18 protein-coding genes and 1 tRNA gene are annotated in these 19,301 nt (G+C 56.9%); 8 read left to right on the forward strand and 11 right to left on the reverse strand.

The window, feature by feature from the left end; all coding sequences use genetic code 11:
- Positions 1 to 35: 35 nt before the first annotated feature.
- From HZZ01_RS10890 to HZZ01_RS10900, 3 genes are all read left to right on the forward strand, one after another.
- Positions 36 to 908, forward strand: a complete 873-nt coding sequence (locus HZZ01_RS10890; protein ID WP_003855659.1) for a carbohydrate ABC transporter permease — start codon at positions 36 to 38, stop codon at positions 906 to 908.
- Positions 908 to 1,723, forward strand: a complete 816-nt coding sequence (locus HZZ01_RS10895; protein WP_136196132.1) for a carbohydrate ABC transporter permease — start codon at positions 908 to 910, stop codon at positions 1,721 to 1,723. The genes HZZ01_RS10890 and HZZ01_RS10895 overlap by 1 nt, the downstream gene beginning before the upstream one ends.
- Positions 1,724 to 1,826: 103 nt before the next feature.
- Positions 1,827 to 3,158, forward strand: a complete 1,332-nt coding sequence (locus HZZ01_RS10900; protein WP_179897829.1) for a glycoside hydrolase family 28 protein — start codon at positions 1,827 to 1,829, stop codon at positions 3,156 to 3,158.
- A 1-nt stretch (position 3,159) separates the two neighbouring features.
- Here the strand turns inward: HZZ01_RS10900 and HZZ01_RS10905 are convergent, their stop codons facing one another.
- Complete coding sequence (locus HZZ01_RS10905; protein ID WP_179897306.1) at positions 3,160 to 4,230, reverse strand: tartrate dehydrogenase; 1,071 nt, start codon at positions 4,228 to 4,230, stop codon at positions 3,160 to 3,162.
- 64 nt (positions 4,231 to 4,294) lie between these two features.
- Between HZZ01_RS10905 and HZZ01_RS10910 the strand changes: the two genes are divergently transcribed.
- Entirely contained in the window at positions 4,295 to 5,233 is a 939-nt protein-coding gene (locus HZZ01_RS10910) for a LysR family transcriptional regulator (protein WP_179897308.1), read from the forward strand.
- Positions 5,234 to 5,432: 199 nt separating this feature from the next.
- Positions 5,433 to 6,527, forward strand: coding sequence for a YncE family protein (locus HZZ01_RS10915; protein WP_179897310.1), 1,095 nt, complete (start codon positions 5,433 to 5,435; stop codon positions 6,525 to 6,527).
- A 30-nt stretch (positions 6,528 to 6,557) separates the two neighbouring features.
- Here the strand turns inward: HZZ01_RS10915 and HZZ01_RS10920 are convergent, their stop codons facing one another.
- The 4 genes from HZZ01_RS10920 to HZZ01_RS10935 all read right to left on the reverse strand — a co-directional run bounded on the left by HZZ01_RS10920 (position 6,558) and on the right by HZZ01_RS10935 (position 9,884).
- Positions 6,558 to 6,851, reverse strand: a complete 294-nt coding sequence (locus HZZ01_RS10920) for a DUF1330 domain-containing protein (RefSeq protein WP_033734972.1) — start codon at positions 6,849 to 6,851, stop codon at positions 6,558 to 6,560.
- Positions 6,852 to 6,861: 10 nt separating this feature from the next.
- A complete protein-coding gene (gene yghU, locus HZZ01_RS10925) occupies positions 6,862 to 7,725 on the reverse strand; it encodes a glutathione-dependent disulfide-bond oxidoreductase (protein ID WP_136196127.1) in 864 nt (287 codons plus the stop codon).
- Between the two features lie 218 nt (positions 7,726 to 7,943).
- Positions 7,944 to 8,822, reverse strand: a complete 879-nt coding sequence (locus HZZ01_RS10930) for a sugar phosphate isomerase/epimerase family protein (protein WP_003855643.1) — start codon at positions 8,820 to 8,822, stop codon at positions 7,944 to 7,946.
- A gap of 18 nt (positions 8,823 to 8,840) precedes the next feature.
- A complete protein-coding gene (locus HZZ01_RS10935) occupies positions 8,841 to 9,884 on the reverse strand; it encodes a Gfo/Idh/MocA family protein (protein ID WP_179897312.1) in 1,044 nt (347 codons plus the stop codon).
- A 328-nt stretch (positions 9,885 to 10,212) separates the two neighbouring features.
- Between HZZ01_RS10935 and HZZ01_RS10940 the strand changes: the two genes are divergently transcribed.
- From HZZ01_RS10940 to HZZ01_RS10950, 3 genes are all read left to right on the forward strand, one after another.
- The gene (locus HZZ01_RS10940; RefSeq protein WP_179897831.1) at positions 10,213 to 11,238 is read left to right on the forward strand and encodes a LacI family DNA-binding transcriptional regulator; all 1,026 of its coding nucleotides are present in this window, start codon (positions 10,213 to 10,215) and stop codon (positions 11,236 to 11,238) included.
- Between the two features lie 151 nt (positions 11,239 to 11,389).
- Complete coding sequence (locus HZZ01_RS10945) at positions 11,390 to 12,307, forward strand: TIM barrel protein (RefSeq protein ID WP_179897314.1); 918 nt, start codon at positions 11,390 to 11,392, stop codon at positions 12,305 to 12,307.
- A gap of 10 nt (positions 12,308 to 12,317) precedes the next feature.
- Positions 12,318 to 13,487, forward strand: a complete 1,170-nt coding sequence (locus HZZ01_RS10950) for a Gfo/Idh/MocA family protein (protein ID WP_179897316.1) — start codon at positions 12,318 to 12,320, stop codon at positions 13,485 to 13,487.
- Between the two features lie 83 nt (positions 13,488 to 13,570).
- Here the strand turns inward: HZZ01_RS10950 and HZZ01_RS10955 are convergent.
- The 6 genes from HZZ01_RS10955 to aspA all read right to left on the reverse strand — a co-directional run bounded on the left by HZZ01_RS10955 (position 13,571) and on the right by aspA (position 19,295).
- Positions 13,571 to 13,646, reverse strand: a tRNA-Phe gene (locus HZZ01_RS10955).
- A gap of 106 nt (positions 13,647 to 13,752) precedes the next feature.
- The gene (locus HZZ01_RS10960; protein WP_179897319.1) at positions 13,753 to 14,328 is read right to left on the reverse strand and encodes a transcriptional regulator; all 576 of its coding nucleotides are present in this window, start codon (positions 14,326 to 14,328) and stop codon (positions 13,753 to 13,755) included.
- Positions 14,329 to 14,390: 62 nt separating this feature from the next.
- Positions 14,391 to 16,091: a protein-disulfide reductase DsbD gene (locus HZZ01_RS10965; protein WP_179897321.1), complete on the reverse strand. Its 1,701-nt coding sequence runs from the start codon at positions 16,089 to 16,091 to the stop codon at positions 14,391 to 14,393.
- A complete protein-coding gene (gene cutA, locus HZZ01_RS10970) occupies positions 16,067 to 16,381 on the reverse strand; it encodes a divalent cation tolerance protein CutA (protein WP_179897323.1) in 315 nt (104 codons plus the stop codon). The genes HZZ01_RS10965 and cutA overlap by 25 nt, the downstream gene beginning before the upstream one ends.
- A gap of 64 nt (positions 16,382 to 16,445) precedes the next feature.
- Complete coding sequence (locus HZZ01_RS10975) at positions 16,446 to 17,747, reverse strand: anaerobic C4-dicarboxylate transporter (RefSeq protein ID WP_179897325.1); 1,302 nt, start codon at positions 17,745 to 17,747, stop codon at positions 16,446 to 16,448.
- Between the two features lie 111 nt (positions 17,748 to 17,858).
- The gene (gene aspA / locus HZZ01_RS10980; RefSeq protein ID WP_033731988.1) at positions 17,859 to 19,295 is read right to left on the reverse strand and encodes an aspartate ammonia-lyase; all 1,437 of its coding nucleotides are present in this window, start codon (positions 19,293 to 19,295) and stop codon (positions 17,859 to 17,861) included.
- Between the last annotated feature and the right edge of the window lie 6 nt (positions 19,296 to 19,301).

Consider the following 19,301-nt stretch of genomic DNA (forward strand, 5'->3'; position numbering starts at 1 on the left):
GGGCCTGAGCATCGTTCTGAACCACGAGTAGGGTTATGTTGAATTTAAGCAGCTGGCGTAATTTTCTCTATGTTCTGCCTGCGGTGCTGGTCTATGCGGTGTTTCTGCTGTTCCCGCTGCTGGCCTCGCTGGGCATCAGTTTTACCGAATGGGACGGCACCTCGCTGCCGGTGTTTAGTGGCATCAGCAACTACATGCGGATGTTCAGCGATCCGGTGTTCTGGATTGCACTGGGCAATAACGCCATCCTGATGCTGTTCTATACCCTGTTGCCGATTGGCGTCGGCCTGCTGCTCTGCAGCTTTCTGTATGACACGCGCAACAATAACGAACGCAGTGTGCTGCGCATTCTCTTCTTCCTGCCCTACATCATGCCAATGGCAGTGCTGGGCGTGGTGTGGCGCTGGCTCTATAATCCAGCGTTTGGCCCCATCGATCAGATATTACGCGCGATCGGATTGCCCCAGCTGGCGCTCTCCTGGCTGGGTGATTTCACCTGGGCGCTGCCCGCTGTCGGTCTGGTCGCCACCTGGTACTTCTTCGGCTTCTGTCTGGTGCTGTTTATGGCGGGCCTGCAGCGCATGGATCCTTCATTGCTGGAAGCTGCCGATCTGGATGGCTCGTCGCGTCGCCAGAAGTTTATGCGCATTACGCTGCCTGGCCTGCGGCCCGAGCTGCGGATCGCCCTGCTGCTGACGGTGATCGCCAGCCTGAAAGCCTTTGACCTGGTCTATGTGATGACGCAGGGCGGGCCGGGCACATCAACCATGGTCACTAACATCTTTATGTATAAGCAGGGCTTTGACCTGCACTACTTTGGCTACGCCTCCTCGGTGGCGGTGTTCAGCATGATCATTGTTTTAGGGATTAACTATCTGATCCATCTGGCCTTAAAGGAGCGTTACTGATGCGAAGCACGCCGGTGATTTCACGCGCGCTGATCTGGATCGTGGCGTTGATGACGATTCTGCCGTTTCTGATGGCGCTGATGACCTCGTTTAAAACCCAGATGGAGCTGTTTCAGGGCATCTTCACGCTGCCCGCCTCGCTGAATGTCAAAAATTATGTGACCGCATGGCAGCAGGGACACTTCAACGTTTACTTCCTCAACTCGGTGCTGGTGGTGATCCCGGTCGTGCTATTCAGCGTGCTGCTCGGCATTCTGGCCGGGTTTGGTTTCGCCTGGCTGAAGATCCCCGGTAAAAAAGTCATTGGGGCGATGCTGGCGCTGGGGATGGTGCTGCCGAGTGAAGCCTTTATCATTCCGCTCTATCACGAGCTGCGCTGGATGGGGCTGACCAACACCTATCTGGCTCTGATTCTGCCGCAAATCGCCCTGTCGCTGCCCTTTACCACGCTGATGATTGCCAGCGCGTTTCAGCAGGTGCCGAAAGAGCTGGTAGAAGCGGCGGTGATGGATGGCGCGTCACGGGTCAAAATTCTGTGGGGCATTCTGGTGCCCGCGATCTGGCCGACCCTGTCGACGCTGGGGCTGCTGCTGTTTATCTGGACCTGGAACGAATTCCTGATCCCGCTGATTCTGGTCAACAAGGATGAGCTGCGCACGCTGCCGATTGGCATGATGTTTTTCCAGAACAAAAACACCATCGACATTCCGGTGTTGATGGCGGGGGCGATGATTGTGATTATGCCGCTGATCGTGGTGTTCCTGATTTTCCAGCGCAAGTTTATCAGCGGCGTCACCGAAGGGGCCGTGAAGTAATCTGTGATATCCCGCACGAAACGGCGTACTGGCTACCAGACAAAGGTTTCCCGCGCCGTGTCGTGCTGCAATTCCTCCTCCTCAATCCTGCGGGAGACGCATGATGCACCTTTCCCTTGCTGATTTTCATCCTGTCGCCGATGGCGAAACTCCGGACACGGCCGTGCTGCAACGCGCCATGGATCAGATTGCGGCGGCCGGCGGAGGTCGTCTGACCTTGCCTGCCGGGCGTTATCGCAGCGGTTGCCTGAATCTGCCGTCTGATTTTGAACTGCACCTTGAAGCGGGTGCGGTGCTGATCGCCAGTCCGCGACTGGCTGACTACCAGGCGGTGCAGGCACTTAGCTGTGCAGAGAAGTCCCACAACGTGCTGCTCTATGCGCTGGGTCAGCGCAATATCACCCTCAGCGGCACTGGCCGCATCGATGGTGAGGGCGAAGCCTGGTTTGCCGCTGAGCGGGATGAACAGGGTTATCGCCTGCCGCGCCCTGACCGGCCGCGCATTATTGTGTTTGAAGATTGCGAGCAGGTGACGCTGACCGCCTTTACCATCGTACAGGCGCCGATGTGGACGGTGCATCTGGTGAGCTGTCGCCATGTGCATATCGACCATCTCACTATCGACAACGCCATGACCATGCCGAATACCGATGCGCTGGATATTGACGGATGCGAGGCGGTGTTTGTCAGCAACAGTTACCTCAGTGCCGCCGATGACGCTATCTGCATTAAAACCACCCACAAACCGGCCGCGCTGCGGCGTCCGGCGCGGCAGATTATGATCACCAACTGTCTGCTGCGCAGTTACAGCTGCGCCTTTAAAATCGGCACCGAAACCTGGGATGATGTGGAAGATGTCACGGTAACCGGCTGCACTATTTTTGATTCCAACCGGGGTATCGGCATTCTGTCGCGTGACGGCGGTGCGATACGCCGTCTGCTGTTCAGTAACCTGACTTTTGCCTGTCACCACGCGCCGCCCTGTCACTGGGGCAAAGCCGATCCGCTGCATATTTCGGTGCGCCGCCGCGATCCTGCCATCACGCCTGGCATCGTTGAGCAGGTGCAGTTCAGCAACATGACAGGCGTAGCAGAAGGGGCGGTTAACCTGCATGCGGCAGAATCGGGCTGGATACGCGATGTGGTCATCAGCCAGCTTCAGATGCGGCAGACTGTATCGCCGATGACACAGAGCCATTACGACGTGCGGCCGCCCTGTAACCCGGACTCCCCGACCGGCATGGGACTGGATAATGCCTACAAGCTTGATCCGAAAACCGGCGAAGCCTTTGGCGTAGAGCGCTATCCCGGCGGGCTGCCGGGCCTGTTTGCGCGTGGGGTAGAAAACCTGCAACTGCACAACCTGGTGATCACACGGCCGGAGCCGTTACCACCAGGCTGGCACCCGGAATGCCTGGTGCAGTTGCCTGACTAAATCACAATGCGGCGGCGATGGCTGCGCCGAGCTGTTCGGTGCTGGCGCTGCCGCCGAGATCGCGCGTCAGATGCTCTCCTGCCGCCAGCGTGCGTTCAATCGCCTCTAACACCGCATCACCCGCCGCTTTGTAGCCGAGGTGCTCCAGCATCATCGCCCCGCACCAGATCTGCCCGATGGGATTGGCGATGCCTTTGCCCGCGATATCAGGCGCAGAACCGTGAACCGGCTCAAACAGGCTGGGGAACAGGCCTTCCGGGTTGATGTTGGCGGAAGGTGCAATGCCGATAGTGCCGGTACAGGCCGGGCCGAGATCGGAGAGGATATCGCCAAACAGGTTGCTGGCCACCACCACATCAAACCAGTCCGGATGCAGTACGAAGTTGGCGGTGAGAATATCGATATGATACTTATCGACGCGAACCTCAGGGAACTGGCTGGACATCGCTTCGACGCGGCTATCCCAGTAAGGCATGGTGATGGCGATACCGTTGGATTTGGTGGCGGAGGTCAGGTGCTTCTTCGGTCGGCTCTGCGCCAGCTGATAAGCAAACTTCAGGATGCGATCGACGCCGGTTCGCGTCATTACCGTCTCCTGAATCACCACTTCACGTTCGGTACCGGGGAACATGGTGCCGCCGACGCTGGAGTATTCACCCTCGGTGTTTTCGCGCACCACATAAAAGTCGATATCGCCGGGCTGACGGTTCGCCAGCGGGGCTTTCACGCCTGGCATCAGTCGCACCGGACGCAGATTAACATACTGGTCGAACTCCCGGCGGAACTGCAGCAGTGAGCCCCACAGTGAAACGTGGTCGGGCACCACATCGGGCCAGCCGACCGCGCCAAAGTAGATCGCATCGAAGGCTTTCAGCTGCGGGAACCAGTCATCAGGCAACATTTTGCCATGCTGCTGCCAGTAGTCGGCGCTGGCGTAATCGAACCACTCCCAGCGCAGCGGAATGTTAAATTTTTCAGCGGCCGCATTCATCACGCGGACGCCTTCCGGCATCACTTCTTTGCCAATGCCGTCGCCAGGGATGACGGCAACACGGTGGATTTTATCAGTCACAGGGCACCTTTCCGGTTGATGTTCGAATTGTGTACGCAGTATAACTGTCGATTCCGGGGAAATAATGAGGCTGAAAGGCAATCCATTGTTGAATCAAAGTAGAGAATCCCGCACTTCCACCGATGATCTGGCCTTCTTTGTTCGCCTGGCCGCGCTGGACAGTCTGACCGCGGCGGCGCGCGAACTGGGCCTGTCGCTGGCGGCGGTTAGCAAACGTCTGAGCCAGCTGGAGCAGCGTCTTGGCGTGCAACTGCTGCGCCGCACCACGCGGCGGCTGGAGCTGACCCCGGAAGGCCGCCGTTATCTGGCGGGCGCGCGTCCGTTGCTGGATCAACTGGCGGCGCTGGAAGAGGCAGTGAGCGGTGAAACCGCGCAGTTACGCGGCACGCTGAATATCAACGCCTCATTTGGTTTTGGCCGTCGGCATATCGCGCCCTGTGTTTCGGCCTTTGCCGCACTGCATCCGCAGCTCTCGCTGTCGCTGCAACTCAGTAGCCAGCCACTTAATTTTCTTGATGCGCATATGGATATCGATATCCGCGTCGGCGAACCGCCCGACTCGCGGCTGGTGGCGCGTAAATTGCGAACCAATCCGCGCATCCTCTGCTGCTCACCCGCCTATGCTGCGCGCCACGGTTTGCCCGCTACGGTGCGCGATCTGGCGCAGCACAACTGCATTTTACTGCGTCAGCACGACAGTGATTTTACGCTGTGGCGACTGACCAGCGGCGAGCAGAGCATCAGCCAGAAAGTGCGCGGCAGCCTGATCACCAACGATGGTGAGGTGGCGATGCGGCTGGCAATGGATGGACATGGCATTCTGCTGCGCTCGTGGTGGGACGCGCAGCACAGCCTGGTGACGGGCGAACTGTTGCCGGTGCTACCCGACTGGCAGGCTCCCGATGGGGATATTTTTGCGGTCTGGCAAGCGCAGCGCCAGCTTCCGGCTCGCATCAATGCGTTTGTGGCGTTTCTGCAGGCGAACCTGCAATCTGTTGATTAATCATTATTTTATATTGACTGGCGGGCGTGAAAAAGCGTCTGTGGACAGTTAACATACCGCATTAAGCTGATTCGGTCGGTTCAGGCTGCCGCTGCGTTTACAGCCTTTTTTCTGATGCGTATGATTCTCATTCATTTCTTTCCTGCCTGCCCTCTGCGTTGTGGCCAGCCGGGAGAGCAGGTCGATAGGGGAGTTAAGTATGAAAGCGTTGTTCTGCCCGCGTAAAGCGGCGCTCGCACTGGCGATGATCACCACCTTTAGCCTGACGGCATGCCACACACCTGCCACCAAAGTGGATGGCAATGCGCCAGTGGTGATGCAGCCCTCCAGTCCCGATAATCTGATTCAGCGCGAGCTGGGTGACGGGTTGTATGAGATGGCATATCTGCCCGCCAAAAATGCGCTCTATGTTGCCAGTGCGCCGGAGGGTAAGGATATCAGTGGTGGGATGATCTACCGTCTTGATGGCACCACGCTGCAGAGCACCGGGACCGGGCATTTCGACCTGAAAAACGTCGGGCTGATTAGCGACCCGGCCGGCAGCGCGCTCTACGCCACCAACTCGCTGGATGGCGGTATCTCTATGATCGATCCAGAGAACGGTAAGGTGCTGAAACGTCTGTTGTTCGACGATAAAAATGAGAACGGCTTACCGGTGAGCACGCGAGAGATCTTTTTGCATGACGGGCTGCTTTATGTCGGCGGCGCGGGCGAACCGGGTATGATCTGGGTGGTTGATGCGAAAACCCTGACGCTGAAAGCCCGGATTAAAAATGCCGGGAAGGATGTCACAGGCATTATCTTCTCGCCGGTCAGTGACCGGATTTATGCGGCGAACGGCAGCGGTGAAATCCTGGTGATCAATCCGCGTAATCACAAAATCGAACAGCGACTGACGTCAGGCGACGGGCAGGACACTCAGTTCCTGAACATGGCTGAAGATCCCGCGACGGGACGCCTGTTTGTCACGGATAACGCCAGAACGAAAAATACCCTGGTATTTGATGAGCGCAGCGGCAAGGTAATTCAGCGTCTGGATCCGGCTGATTCGATGGGGATTAAGTTTAACGGCAAGCGTAATGAGATTTATATCAGCCAGCGTGAGGCGAAGAAGGTGCTGCAGCTGGATGGAACCACTTATGAAGTGAAAAACAGCTGGTCGTTTGAGGGGCGTCCAGAGAGCCTGCTGGTCGCACCGGACGGGCAGACACTGTACGTTACGCTGAAGCAGGGCTTCAATGATGACCACAGCCATCAGCTTCTGGATGGTGTGGCGCGTATTACGCTGCAATAAAAACAGGCGGCATCGCTGCCGCCTGAATGCTTACTTAGCCACGCCCTCTACCAGCACCACGCGATAGTTCGCACCTTTCAGGCGGTGCGCTTTGGCAGCCTGATATTCCGGGCTGTCATACCAGGCGTGTGCGGCTTCGCGACTCGCGAATTCCAGAATCACCACACCTTCCGCTTCCTGACCTTCCAGTGTTTCCAGTTCACCATAAAAGGCGAGAGGATTGATCTGATGATCGCCACGTGCCTGGCCCGCTTTCTCGGCGTAGATCGCCATTTCGTCCTGGTTCAGGGTGTTATCACGAATAAATACAACGTATGCACTCACAGCACTCTCCTTACGCTTTTTTATCCTGGGTTTCGGTATCGAAGTCAGCAGCATCATGACGCTCATGCAGCTGATCGGCCGGGTCGCCCATGACGCGGTTGACCTTGCGGCCACGAATAACGGCAGGACGCTGTGCGATCTCTTTCGCCCAGCGCACTACATTTTTATAGGACTGCACATCCAGGAATTCGGCACTGCCATACTGATCATTCAGCACCATGTTGCCGTACCACGGCCAGGTGGCGATGTCAGCGATGGTGTAATCATCGCCGGCCAGATAGCGGTTATCGGCCAGCCGACGATCCAGCACGTCGAGCTGACGCTTCGCTTCCAGCGTGAAGCGGTTGATGGCGTACTCAATTTTTTCTGGCGCATAGTGATAGAAATGACCAAAGCCGCCGCCGAGGTATGGCGCAGAACCCTGCAGCCAGAACAGCCAGTTCAGCGTTTCAGTGCGGCCAGCGATATCTTTCGGCAGGAAGTAGCCATACTTTTCCGCCAGATAGAGCAGAATATTGCCCGATTCGAATACCCGAATAGGTGGCGTTGCGGAGTGGTCACTCAGCGCCGGAATTTTTGAGTTCGGGTTCACATCCACAAAACCGCTGGAGAACTGATCGCCTTCGCCGATGCGTATCAGCCAGGCATCATATTCAGCATCGTTGACGTTAAGCGCCAGCAGCTCTTCCAGCAGGATAGTGACTTTCTGGCCGTTAGGCGTGCCGAGTGAATAGAGCTGTAAAGGGTGTTTGCCGACCGGCAACGCTTTTTCATGGGTGGGACCAGCGAACGGACGATTAGTTTTAGCGCCGTTACCTTTGGCTTCAGGGTCCCAGGTCCAGACTTTTGCGGGCTGATATGCATTTTCCGACATAATGAAAGTTCGCCTTATGGTGTGATATTGGTCTGGAGTGTAGCAGGTGCTGCGAAGGCGGTTTAACTCTGCTGGCTGCGCAGGGGCGTGCTGTAGCGCGCTAATGTCAGGCGGGCTGCGGCATCGGAGAAAAGTGAATAAAAGTGTGTCAGGCGGCGTGTTTGTTGTCCTGAGCAGAAATTCCCGTGCAGCCAGCCATGACTGCACGGCAGGTCGGTTTACAGCAGTTCGCGCTCAATCAGTTCGCGGGTTTCAATTGCCTGAACCTTCATTTTTTCCGGATAGCCAAACAGGGATGCTGCAATAATCGGCTCACCACCGACTTTATGGGTGCGGGTAGCAAAACCGGTGTCGCGCAGCGTTTTGAACAGGGTATCGAAGTCCACTTCGCCTTCGCCCACGCCAACATGCTGGTGGATGGTGGCATCCACGCCTGGCGGGTTAACGATGTAGCGACAATGTTTTGTATGGTTCATGGTGTCGGCGATCAGCATGTGCGACAGATCGTCACCGGCATATTCCAGCATCGGTTTCACATCCCCTTTGCCTTTGTCATAGAAGAAGGTGTGTGGCGCGCTGTAGATATACTTTACGTTATCGCTGCGGAACGACTTCACGATATCTACGGTTTCGTTGTTCTCTTCGCAGAAATCCCACGGATGCGCCTGAATTTCGACGCGGATGCCTTCACGTTCGATGATCGGCAACAACTCTTCCATTGAGCGATAGAACATCTCTTCACAGATTTCCGGTTCATTAGGTGTGCCGGAGAGTTCGGTGTTAATCACCTGCACACCCATCTCAACCGCAATCTCAATCATCCGCTTCCAGTTCTTCACCGCTGCCTGACGGCGCAACTCATCCGGACCGGACCAGCGATAAACCACAATAAACGAGGAGATCTCCAGCCCGGTGGCGCTTAACGCATTTTTGTACTCGGTGATAATTTCACGGCTGGCTTTAGGATGTTTATAAAACGGGTTGATCTGCGGATGCGGCGACTGTTCGATATATTTGTATCCCCAGTCAGCCACCTGATGAACCATACGGGTGATGCCTAAATCTTTAATCACATCCACATCAAAAGCGATTTTCATCTTTCTGCTCCGGGCACATTAAGGTTGCTGTTCTTCATTGAAGGTCACGCCAATCTGCTGCCTGACGTTGTCCATCGCAGCCAGGGTGATAATCGCCTGGTCAAGTGGATGGACAGGCGAATCGATCAGACTCTGGCCGATACACCAGGCGAAGTGGTTAATTTCATGGCTGAGCTGTTCATAGCGGTTAGTGGGTTCCTGCCATTGCAGGCGGTGACGCCGGTCGCTGGAGGTCAGGGTGAAATTACCGGGCGCATAGAACTGGCCCGTCAGCTCCAGCGTGGCGTCGCGACCGGCGATCACCGCACCGCCTGGCGTGTTGCTGAACAGCGTGGTATTCAGTACCGACTGCATGCCGTGCCGATGGGTAAACAGCATCGACGTCTGACCATTAACGCGGCCATTCGGGACGGGCTGACCACGGGCGACGATCGTTTCAGGCGCACCGCCGCCCACAAACACACTCAGCGCGACCAGATAACTGCCGAGGTCAAGCATGGGGCCGCCCGCCAGATCGGCATTGAAAATGCGATGATCCGGCGTGAAAAACTCACCATGATCGGCAATCAGGGTATGGACCTCACCGGGTACGCCATCCTCCAGCAACTGACGGATGACGTCATACTTCGGCGCAAAGTTACACCACATCGCCTCCATACAGAGCAGGTTCGCGGCAGCGGCGGCCTGTTTAAGTTGCGTTGCCTGCGGCGCATTCAGCGCCAGCGGCTTTTCAATCAGCAGATGCTTTCCGGCGGCAATCGCACGCAGACCGTCGGGAAAATGGTGGTTGTGAGGCGTAGCGATATAGACCGCATCAACATCCTCCCGCGCCAGCAATTCATCGAGACTGCCTGTGGCATGGCCGATTGCCCATTTGTCAGCAAAGGTCTGCGCTTTTGCCGGATCGCGGGCGGCAACAGCGGTGATCTGCTGTCGTGTGTGCTGGCGCAGCGCATGGGCAAAATGGTCAGCGATCCAGCCCGGCCCGATAATGCCCCAGCGCAGTCGCGGAACCTGGCTGGCATCCGTTATGCGTGGAGCCGGAAGCGTTGAAGGGAACATGGCTTTTCCTTTTTTACGTACGGGCAGGTGGTGCTCAGGACTCCACTATAGAAAGCCCGCCGTCGTCGCTCTAACCTTTTAATGATGTGATCCCATCAACCGAATCGGTGTGGGATTTTTACCCGTTTTAGCAAATAGATGTTTTGAAGAGAATGCAGAAAGAAATGAATGTTTCATTTTGCGAGGACGATCAAGGTTAGCACTGATTTTCTATCAAAAAAATGAGAGGAAATTTCTTCGTCGCGATAGAGTGCTGATGTTATAGAAACAGAATTCAGAGGTCAGCCTTCAGCTGGCACCAGAGAAAGCCGAAGCAGGGAGAAGAATGATGTCTAAAGTGACGATGACCGCCATCGCGCAGGCGGCGGGTGTGGGTGTAGCGACGGTGGATAGGGTGCTGAACCGCCGTGCGCCGGTTCGCAGTATAACCGAGCAGAAGGTGCTGGCGGCGGCCCGTGAGCTTGGCTATCGACTGACGCAGGCACACAGCCAGACCACACCGACCCTCGCTGCGGCAACCCTGCGTGTGAGCTTTATCCTGCTGCCTGCCCGCTATTCGTTTTATCACCAACTGGGCGAGGCGCTGAAACAGCAGCTTAAGGTGCAGCAGCCACAGGGCCGTGAACCGGAATTCTGCTGGCATGATATTCATGAGGTTGAGGCGGTGGCGCACTCGCTGCGTCAGCTGGCACAACGCAGTGATGTGATTGCGCTGGTGGCGCTGGATCACCCGCTGATCCGTCACGCCATTCAGGATGTGTCACGACTGGGCGTACGGGTTTTCGCGCTGTTCTCGGATTTCTCGCCCTGTGAACATGCGGGTTTTATCGGCATTGATAATCAGAAAGCGGGGCGCACTGCCGCCTGGATGGCACAGCATTTGCTGCGTGAGCCGGGATGCGTCGGAGTGCTGCTGGGCGACCATCGTTTCACCTGTCAGGAGAGCAGCGAGATCAGTTTTCGTTCTTACCTGCGCGAGTCGGGCATCAGCCAGCGGGTACTTGAACCGTTAAAGACTTACGAGTCGGGCGAAGGGGGCTATCAGGCGACCCGGCAATTGCTGGAGGCCCATAACGATCTGGTGATGATTTATGCGCCCTGCGGCGGCATAGAGGGTGTGGTTCAGGCGCTGCGTGAGAGCGGACGCAGGCAAATCGATCTGCTGTGCCACGGTCCGCTGCCGGGTGATGAACTGGCGCTGATTGACGGCACTATTACGCTGATGCTGCGCCATCGCCTTGATACTATGGCTGAGGTGGTCATCAATACCTGCCTCAACACCCGTTCGGAACAGCCTGACCATTTTGCGCAGGTAACGGTACCCTTTGAAATCGTGACACGTGAAAACCTGTAAAAAATAGCAGGTTAGCTTCTATTTGATAAAAAACTATCATTTATCGCAATTTTTAAACGCGATCTCTATCAAAAAATGAAACTTTCATTGTTGTCTGAGGTGAAATTTTTATTTGATACTGCCAGCAGTTCTTACTGCACAGGCAGATATCATGACCTTTCATATTGCTAATGCGCCCTGTAGCTGGGGCGTGGATGATCCCGCGAATCCCTGGCTGCCGCCGTTTCAAAAAGTCCTGATCGAGGCCGCACAGGCTGGCTATCCCAGCATCGAACTCGGCCCCTGGAATTATCTGCCAACGGATGCCGATGAACTGACCCGGCAGCTTAATGCCCACCAGCTTTCGCTGGTGGCGGGGACGATTTTTGATGATTTAGTCAGTGAGGCGCATTTTCCGGCGCTGGTGACGCTGACCCACAATCTGTGTCGCACACTGGCCAGCGTGCCGACCGCCGCCAGAACACCTGGAGCCAGCGCGCCTTATCTGGTGATCATCGACTTCGGCAATCCGGAGCGGGCGAAATATGCGGGTCAGTCAAAACAGGCACCACGGCTTTCTGCAGATGACTGGCAGCGCATGATGCAGCACATCACCATTCTGAGTGAGATCGCCTGGCAGAAGTACGGCGTGCGGCCAGTGATCCATCCGCATGCGGGTGGCTGCATAGAGTTTGCCGATGAGCTGGCGCAGCTGGTCTCTGACATTCCGCATGAGGTTGCCGGTTTATGCCTGGATACGGGCCATCTCTATTACGCCGGCATGGATCCGGTGGCGTCGCTGGAACAGTACTGGTCGCGCATTGATTACCTTCATTTCAAAGACGTTAACCAGCCGGTCTGGCGTGACGCACTCTCTCATGGACTCGACTTTTTCACCGCCTGCGCGCAGGGCGTGATGTGTCCGCTCGGGCAGGGCGCAATCGACTATCCGGCGGTGCGCACGCTACTGACTGAGCGTCATTATCAGGGCTGGATCACCATCGAACAGGAGCGTGATCCGCGCCATGCCGACACCAGTCTGCGGGACGTAAAAGCCAGCCTGGACTATCTCCGATCAACAGGATTCTGAGGACAACAGCATGATTAACGGTAAAAAAGCGGCTAATCGCTCACTGCGCTGGGGCATGATCGGCGGCGGCGGCACCAGCCAGATTGGATATATCCATCGCTCGGCGGCACAGCGTGACGGCAACTTTGTGTTGCTGGCGGGCGCGTTTGATCTTGATGCCGCACGCGGGCGCGAGTTTGGTCAGTCGCTGGGTGTGGCTCCTGAGCGCTGTTACACCGATTATGCCAGCCTGTTCGCCGGAGAAGCCGCGCGCGAAGATGGCATTGAAGCGGTGTCGATCGCCACGCCTAATAATACGCATTTCTCTATTTGTCGGGCGGCGCTGAATGCCGGGCTACATGTGGTGTGCGAGAAGCCGCTCTGTTTTACGGTCGAAGAAGCCGATGAGCTGGAGCAGCTGAGCCGGGAGAAGCAGAAGATTGTTGGCGTCACGTATGGCTATGCCGGGCATCAGCTGGTTCATCAGGCCAGAGAGATGATTGCTGAAGGGGCGCTGGGTGAGATCCGCATCGTGAATATGCAGTTTGCCCACGGCTTCCATAATGAGGCGGTAGAGTTACAGAGTGAGAGCACCCGCTGGCGGGTCGATCCGCGCTTTGTTGGCCCGAGTTACGTGTTAGGCGATCTGGCGACGCATCCACTGTTTATTGCCGAAACGATGTTGCCGCAGTTAAAAGTGAAACGTTTGCTCTGTTCACGCCAGAGCTTTGTTGCCTCGCGTGCACCGCTGGAGGATAACGCCTTCGTGATGATGGAGTATGACAACGGTGCGGTCGGCACGCTCTGGGCGTCGGCGGTGAATGCGGGATCGATGCATGGGCAGAAGATTCGGGTGGTCGGGTCGAAAGCCAGCCTGGAGTGGTGGGATGAGCAGCCGAACCAGCTACGATACGAAGTGCAGGGCGAACCGGTGCGGATTCTGGAGCGCGGCATGGGCTACCTCAGCCCGCGCGCGCTGGAAGAGGACCGCATTGGTGGGGGACACACAGAAGGACTATTTGAAGCCTGGTCGAATCTCTATCGTCGCTTCGCGCTGGCAATGGATGCCACCGATCGCCGTGACACCGACTTCCTGCAGGGCTTCTGGTATCCCGATGTGCATGCCGGCTTAATGGGCGTGCGCTGGGTGGCGCAGTGCGTGAAATCAGCAGATGCCGGGGCGGTGTGGGTGGAAGGATAAGGCAGGGCGACTGGCATTGATATTAATGAAAACGTCAGACGCAGAACGCAAAAAACCCGCCAGAGGCGGGTTTCTTTAAATTTTGGTGCCCGAACCCGGAATCGAACCAGGGACACGGGGATTTTCAATCCCCTGCTCTACCGACTGAGCTATTCGGGCAACGGGGCGCATTAAACCGTAAAGGCCGCAGGTCGTCAACGGCTTTCACTAAAAAACCCCTGGAAACGTGACTGATTGCCTGATTTTCAGTCAAAGCGGGTAAAACTCAGGCCAGCGCGCCATTTTTTCGGCACAGCGCGATGCTGTAGACATCCTCCGCCAGCCGCTGAGCGGTGGCGACATCCTGCACATTGCGCTTCACCAGCAGCCTGCTCAGGCAGCCTTCAAGGATCAGCTCCATCTGATCGGTCACCATGCTGGGGTTATCCAGACCCTGCTCCACCAGAATGTCATGGGTGAACTGCCACGAGCCGCTTTTCTGCTGCTCGGCCAGTTGATGGATGGGCTGATCGGGCTGCGGGTAGAAGCTGCAGGCGGCGATAAACAGGCAGCCTGGAAAGCGTCCTTTGCTGACCTGCTCACTCAGGACTTCATAGCGTGCCATCAGCTTCTGATCCGGCGACAGGGACTCATCCAGCAGAATCTGACGTCGCCAGGTTTCAATCTGCTGCCCGTGATAGCGCAGTGCATCGTAGAGCAGGGCATCACGGTCGGGCCAGAACAGCTGAAGCTGCTCCTGACTTAAGTCGGAACCCGCCAGGGTTTCCAATGAGAGGGTGGCGGCGAGGCCGTTCTGTTCAAGCACATTCAATGCATGCTCGAGTATCTGTTCACGCTGCAAGTGACTCTCCTCTGGTATGCAGGCCCGGCAATTTCGCCGGGCAATGACCTGTCCAGTGTTGTTTATGGGGTAAGTTTCTGCAAATGCGCCCGGAAATCGGCGGCATTGAGAAACCCGGTGATGCGCGATCCGGGGATTTCACGGCCCTGCGCATCAAAGAACAAAATGGTTGGTAAGCCCAGCACCTGAAGATGCTGCAACAGCGCGTTGTCGCTGGCGCTGTTGGCGGTGACGTTAGCCTGTAGCAACTGAACCCTGCTCAGGCTATCGCGCACGGCGCTATCACTAAAGGTATATTTTTCAAACTCTTTGCAGGCGACGCACCAGTCCGCGTAGAGATCGACCATCGTGATGCGGCCCCGGGCCTGCTGCAGCGCGCTATCGAGTTGTTGCGGCGTCTGGAGGGACTGGAACGGCAGCGGGGCCACAGCATGCTGCGTGGACGGGCCGCCAAATGCCCAGTCCTGTAATGGACGCGCGCTGATCAGCGCTGCGGCCAGCATAATAACCTGCACTACGCGCCACTTACCGCTGCTGGCGCGCAGACTGACGCTGAACGCCCAGCCGAAGAACGCCACGCCGAGCAGGCTCCAGAGCCGTAATCCCCACGCGTCGCCCACCACCCGCTCCAGCAGGAACACCGGCAGCGCCAGGATGACAAAACCAAAGCCCTCTTTGACGGTTTGCATCCACGGGCCGCTTTTTGGCAGCAGCCGGTTACCAAACAGGGTCACAGCGATCAGCGGTAAGCCCATGCCGACCGCATAGAGCCACAGCGTCCCGGCACCGGCCCACAGATTTCCGCTTTGTGCGATGTAAAGCAGAATGGCGCTGAGTGGAGCGGTAGTACAGGGTGAGCAGATCAATCCCGCCAGTGCGCCCATCAGGAAAACGCCGGGCAGCGATCCCCCCTGCTGGCGATTGCTCCACAGGGTCAGACGGGTTTGCAGGCTCGAGGGCAGTTGCAGCGTAAACAGGCCGAACATCGACAGGGCCAGCACGATAAACAGCAGGGAGAGCGTGAACAGCACGTATGGGTGCTGCAACGCGGCCTGGAAGCGTAATCCCGCTGCCGCGACCACCATCCCTAATAGCGTGTAGGTCAGCGCCATCCCCTGGACATAGACCATCGCCAGTGCGAACAGTCGCCCGAGGGAATAATGCCGCTGTCCGCCAAGGATAATGCCGGAGATAAGCGGATACATCGGCAGCACGCAGGGCGTAAATGCCACGCCGATGCCGATCAGCAGTGCCCAGAGCGGGGAAAATGGCAGCGGACTGGCGGGCGCGGGCTGAGCACTGACCGGCGCGGGTGCGCTGCTGGCTGCTACTGCACTCACTGGCACGCTGCGTGTTTCCGGCGGATAACAGAATCCGGCAGCGGCACAGCCCTGATAAGTCACGCTAAGTGTGGCACCCCTGGCTGCCTGTTTCAGGGTTACCGGTAGCATCAGGTCCTGCGGATAGATCTCACTTTTCCCAAAGAATTCATCCTCATGCGGCTGTCCGGCGGGCAGCGTCAGCGGCGCGATAGCCGCGTTTTGCGGCGTAATGTGGATCTGCTGACGATAGAGGTAGTAACCTGATTTCACTTTCCAGTGCAGGTTGAGCTGCGCGCCCTGCTGGTCAAAGTCAAACGTAAACGCCTGATCGACGGGCACAAAGCGGCTGGTCGCCGGGTTTGAAAAGAGTGAGGCGTGCGCCTGCAGGCAGACAAACAGCGTCAGCAGAAGCGTAATTAAGCGAGAGATGCGTGCAGCCATGACAAGTATTCACTGTCTCCATATTGAACCGGCAGCGCCAGCAGTTCGGGTACGTCGTAAGGGTGAGCGTCTTTGAGCAGATTACACAGCGCCTGCTGATGATCGCTGTCGCACTTCAGCAGCATCTGGACTTCGCTGCTCTGCTCCATTTTTCCCTGCCAGAGATACCAGGAGGTGGCGCCAGGCAGCAGTGTGACACAGGCCGCCAGTCTGGCTTCCAGCGCTAAGCCAGCAAGGTGCTCTGCCGTGGCCTGATCGGGCGCAGTGCAGAGGATAACGACCGCATTCATCCTGTGACTCCTGTTTCAAAGAGCGCCGATGATAGCACGCTCCATCAGTAACACGATGACGGCGCTACAACAGCAATCCGCCAAACACGAAGCCAGAGAGCACCGACAGTGCAATCGCGATTACCCCGGGAATAATAAAGGCGTGGTTAAAGACAAACTTGCCAATACGGGTTGAGCCAGTGTCATCCATCTCAACGGCGGCCAGCAGGGTGGGGTAGGTCGGCAACACAAACAGCGCCGAAACCGCCGCGAAAGAAGCGATAGCCGTCAGCGGCGTCACGCCCAGCAGCAGCGCGGCAGGCATCAGCGCTTTGGTGGTCGCGGCCTGCGAGTAGAGCAGCATTGAGGCGAAGAAGAGTACCAGCGCCAGCATCCACGGATACGTTTTCAGCGCATCACCTGCCAGCATCTGGATCTCCGCCAGATGCGCCTTCACAAAGGTATCGCCCAGCCAGGCGACGCCCATTACGCAGATACAGGCGCTCATGCCGGATTTAAAGGTGCTGGCGCTGAGGATGTCGCTGGTGTCGAGCTTGCAGGTCAGGCTGATCAGTGTGGCGATGGTGAGCATAAACACCACAATCGCTTCATTGCGTGGCAGCGGCGGATTGGCGATCAGGCCAACGCTGGCGCTGGTCGCGGTGGCATAGAGCACTACGGCCACGATACCTGTCAGAAATAGCATCACTGATTTTTTCGCGCCCGGTTTTGCCTGGAAGACGCTGGCGCCGCGCAGCGTGACTTCACCTTTGGCGAGGCGCGCCTGATAGACCTCATCATCCTTCAGCTCTTTGCCCAGAAAGTTCGTCACCAGTGCCGCCAGAAAAAGACCCACCATGGTTGAGGGAATGGCAATCGCCAGCAGCGTGATATAGCTGATGCCGCGCGGTTCAAGCAGGGTGGCGAAGAAGACTACCGCGGCTGAAATCGGAGAAGCGGTAATGGCGATCTGAGAAGCCACCACTGCAATCGACAGCGGGCGGGAAGGGCGGACGCCTTGCTCTTTCGCCACTTCTGCAATCACCGGCAGCGTGGAGAACGCAGTGTGTCCGGTTCCGGCCAGCAGCGTCATCAGGTAGGTGACCAGGGGGGCCAGTAGCGTGACATGGCGCGGATGACGGCGCAGCAGTTTTTCTGCCAGGCTGACCAGATAATCCATGCCGCCCGCCACCTGCATGGCGGCTATCGCGGCGATTACCGCCATGATGATTTCAATCACATCGAACGGGATAGCGCCGGGTGCCAGGCCAAATCCCAGCGTCAGCACCAGCACGCCCATCCCGCCGGCGAACCCGATACCAATTCCGCCAAGACGTGCGCCCAACCAGATCGCCATCAAAACGATAAGCAGCTCAACCACAAACATGAATCACTCCTGAAAATTAAACCGGGTAAACCTGGGTGTGTTGTTTAACAAAAAAAAAGGCACACCGTGTTGATCGCGGTGTGCCTTTGGTTAACCAGCGTCGGTTAAGCCTTACTGTTCGTTTTCATCGGTATAACGTTTGGCTTTATAGACCGGGTACATCAGATTCTGTACCGAGAAGATATCGTCCAGCTCACTTTCCGTTAGCAGGCCACGCTCCAGCACGACTTCACGCACGCTTTTACCGGTTTCCGCACAGATTTTGCCGACGATGTCGCCGTTATGGTGGCCGATGTAAGGGTTGAGGTAAGTCACGATACCAATCGAGTTGAAGACGTAGGCTTCGCACACCGCACGGTTGGCGGTAATACCGTTGACGCACTTCTCCAGCAGGTTGTAGCAGGCGTTAGTCAGGATGCTGATCGATTCAAACAGTGCCTGGCCAATCACCGGCTCCATCACGTTGAGCTGTAACTGACCTGCCTCAGAGGCCATGGTGACGGTGATGTCGTTGCCAATGACTTTGAAGCAGACCTGGTTGACGACTTCCGGCACCACCGGGTTAACCTTGGCCGGCATGATAGAGGAGCCCGCCTGCAGCTCTGGCAGGTTGATTTCGTTCAGTCCGGCGCGTGGGCCGGAAGAGAGCAGGCGCAGGTCGTTACAGATTTTGGAGAGCTTCACGGCCAGACGTTTCAGCGATGAATGGACCATCACATAGGCGCCACAGTCAGAAGTGGCTTCAATCAGGTCTTCCGCGGGCACCACCGGCAGGTTGCTGACTTCCGCCAGACGCTGTACCGCCAGATGCTGATAGCCTTCCGGCGTATTGAGTCGGGTGCCGATGGCGGTCGCGCCCAGGTTCACTTCCAGCAGCAGTTCAGCGGTGCGCAGAATACTTTTGGTCTCTTCGTTCAGAAGCACGCTGAAGGCGTGAAACTCCTGACCGAGTGTCATTGGCACAGCATCCTGCAACTGGGTACGGCCCATTTTCAGGATGGTCTGGAATTCATCGGCTTTGTGCTGGAAACCTTCGGCCAGCTGGCTGATGCCATCAAGCAGTTTCAACAGCGAGCTGTAAACCGCGATGCGAAAGCCGGTTGGGTAGGCGTCATTGGTAGACTGGCATTTGTTTACATGATCATTGGGGTTCAGGTACTGATATTCCCCTTTCTGATGGCCCATCAACTCCAGGCCGATGTTCGCCAGCACTTCATTGGTGTTCATGTTCACGGAGGTTCCGGCACCGCCCTGATAGACATCTACGGGGAACTGGTCCATACAGCGGCCGTTGTTCAGCACTTCGTCACAGGCCTTGATGATGGTATCGGCAATGTTGCGCGGGATGGTCTGCAGCTCTTTGTTGGCCATCGCCGCCGCTTTTTTTACCATCACCATTCCGCGGACAAATTCAGGTATGTCGCTGATTTTGCTGTTGCTGATATAAAAATTCTCAATCGCACGCAGAGTATGAACGCCATAATAGGCATCCGCCGGAACTTCGCGCATACCTAACAGGTCTTCTTCGATACGAATGTTGTTCGCCATGATAAC

This window comes from Pantoea sp. WMus005, assembly GCF_013415305.1.
GTDB classification, from domain to species: domain Bacteria; phylum Pseudomonadota; class Gammaproteobacteria; order Enterobacterales; family Enterobacteriaceae; genus Pantoea; species Pantoea rara.

Bases quoted from the DNA above. Each gene is read 5' to 3' on its own strand.
- HZZ01_RS10890 (WP_003855659.1), top strand. From the start codon at position 36: ATGTTGAATTTAAGCAGCTGGCGTAATTTTCTCTATGTTCTGCCTGCG.
- HZZ01_RS10895 (WP_136196132.1), top strand. From the start codon at position 908: ATGCGAAGCACGCCGGTGATTTCACGCGCGCTGATCTGGATCGTGGCG.
- HZZ01_RS10900 (WP_179897829.1), top strand. From the start codon at position 1,827: ATGCACCTTTCCCTTGCTGATTTTCATCCTGTCGCCGATGGCGAAACT.
- HZZ01_RS10910 (WP_179897308.1), top strand. From the start codon at position 4,295: ATGAGGCTGAAAGGCAATCCATTGTTGAATCAAAGTAGAGAATCCCGC.
- HZZ01_RS10915 (WP_179897310.1), top strand. From the start codon at position 5,433: ATGAAAGCGTTGTTCTGCCCGCGTAAAGCGGCGCTCGCACTGGCGATG.
- yghU (WP_136196127.1), bottom strand. From the start codon at position 7,725: ATGTCGGAAAATGCATATCAGCCCGCAAAAGTCTGGACCTGGGACCCT.
- HZZ01_RS10930 (WP_003855643.1), bottom strand. From the start codon at position 8,822: ATGAAAATCGCTTTTGATGTGGATGTGATTAAAGATTTAGGCATCACC.
- HZZ01_RS10935 (WP_179897312.1), bottom strand. From the start codon at position 9,884: ATGTTCCCTTCAACGCTTCCGGCTCCACGCATAACGGATGCCAGCCAG.
- HZZ01_RS10940 (WP_179897831.1), top strand. From the start codon at position 10,213: ATGTCTAAAGTGACGATGACCGCCATCGCGCAGGCGGCGGGTGTGGGT.
- HZZ01_RS10945 (WP_179897314.1), top strand. From the start codon at position 11,390: ATGACCTTTCATATTGCTAATGCGCCCTGTAGCTGGGGCGTGGATGAT.
- HZZ01_RS10950 (WP_179897316.1), top strand. From the start codon at position 12,318: ATGATTAACGGTAAAAAAGCGGCTAATCGCTCACTGCGCTGGGGCATG.
- HZZ01_RS10965 (WP_179897321.1), bottom strand. From the start codon at position 16,091: ATGGCTGCACGCATCTCTCGCTTAATTACGCTTCTGCTGACGCTGTTT.
- cutA (WP_179897323.1), bottom strand. From the start codon at position 16,381: ATGAATGCGGTCGTTATCCTCTGCACTGCGCCCGATCAGGCCACGGCA.
- HZZ01_RS10975 (WP_179897325.1), bottom strand. From the start codon at position 17,747: ATGTTTGTGGTTGAGCTGCTTATCGTTTTGATGGCGATCTGGTTGGGC.
- aspA (WP_033731988.1), bottom strand. From the start codon at position 19,295: ATGGCGAACAACATTCGTATCGAAGAAGACCTGTTAGGTATGCGCGAA.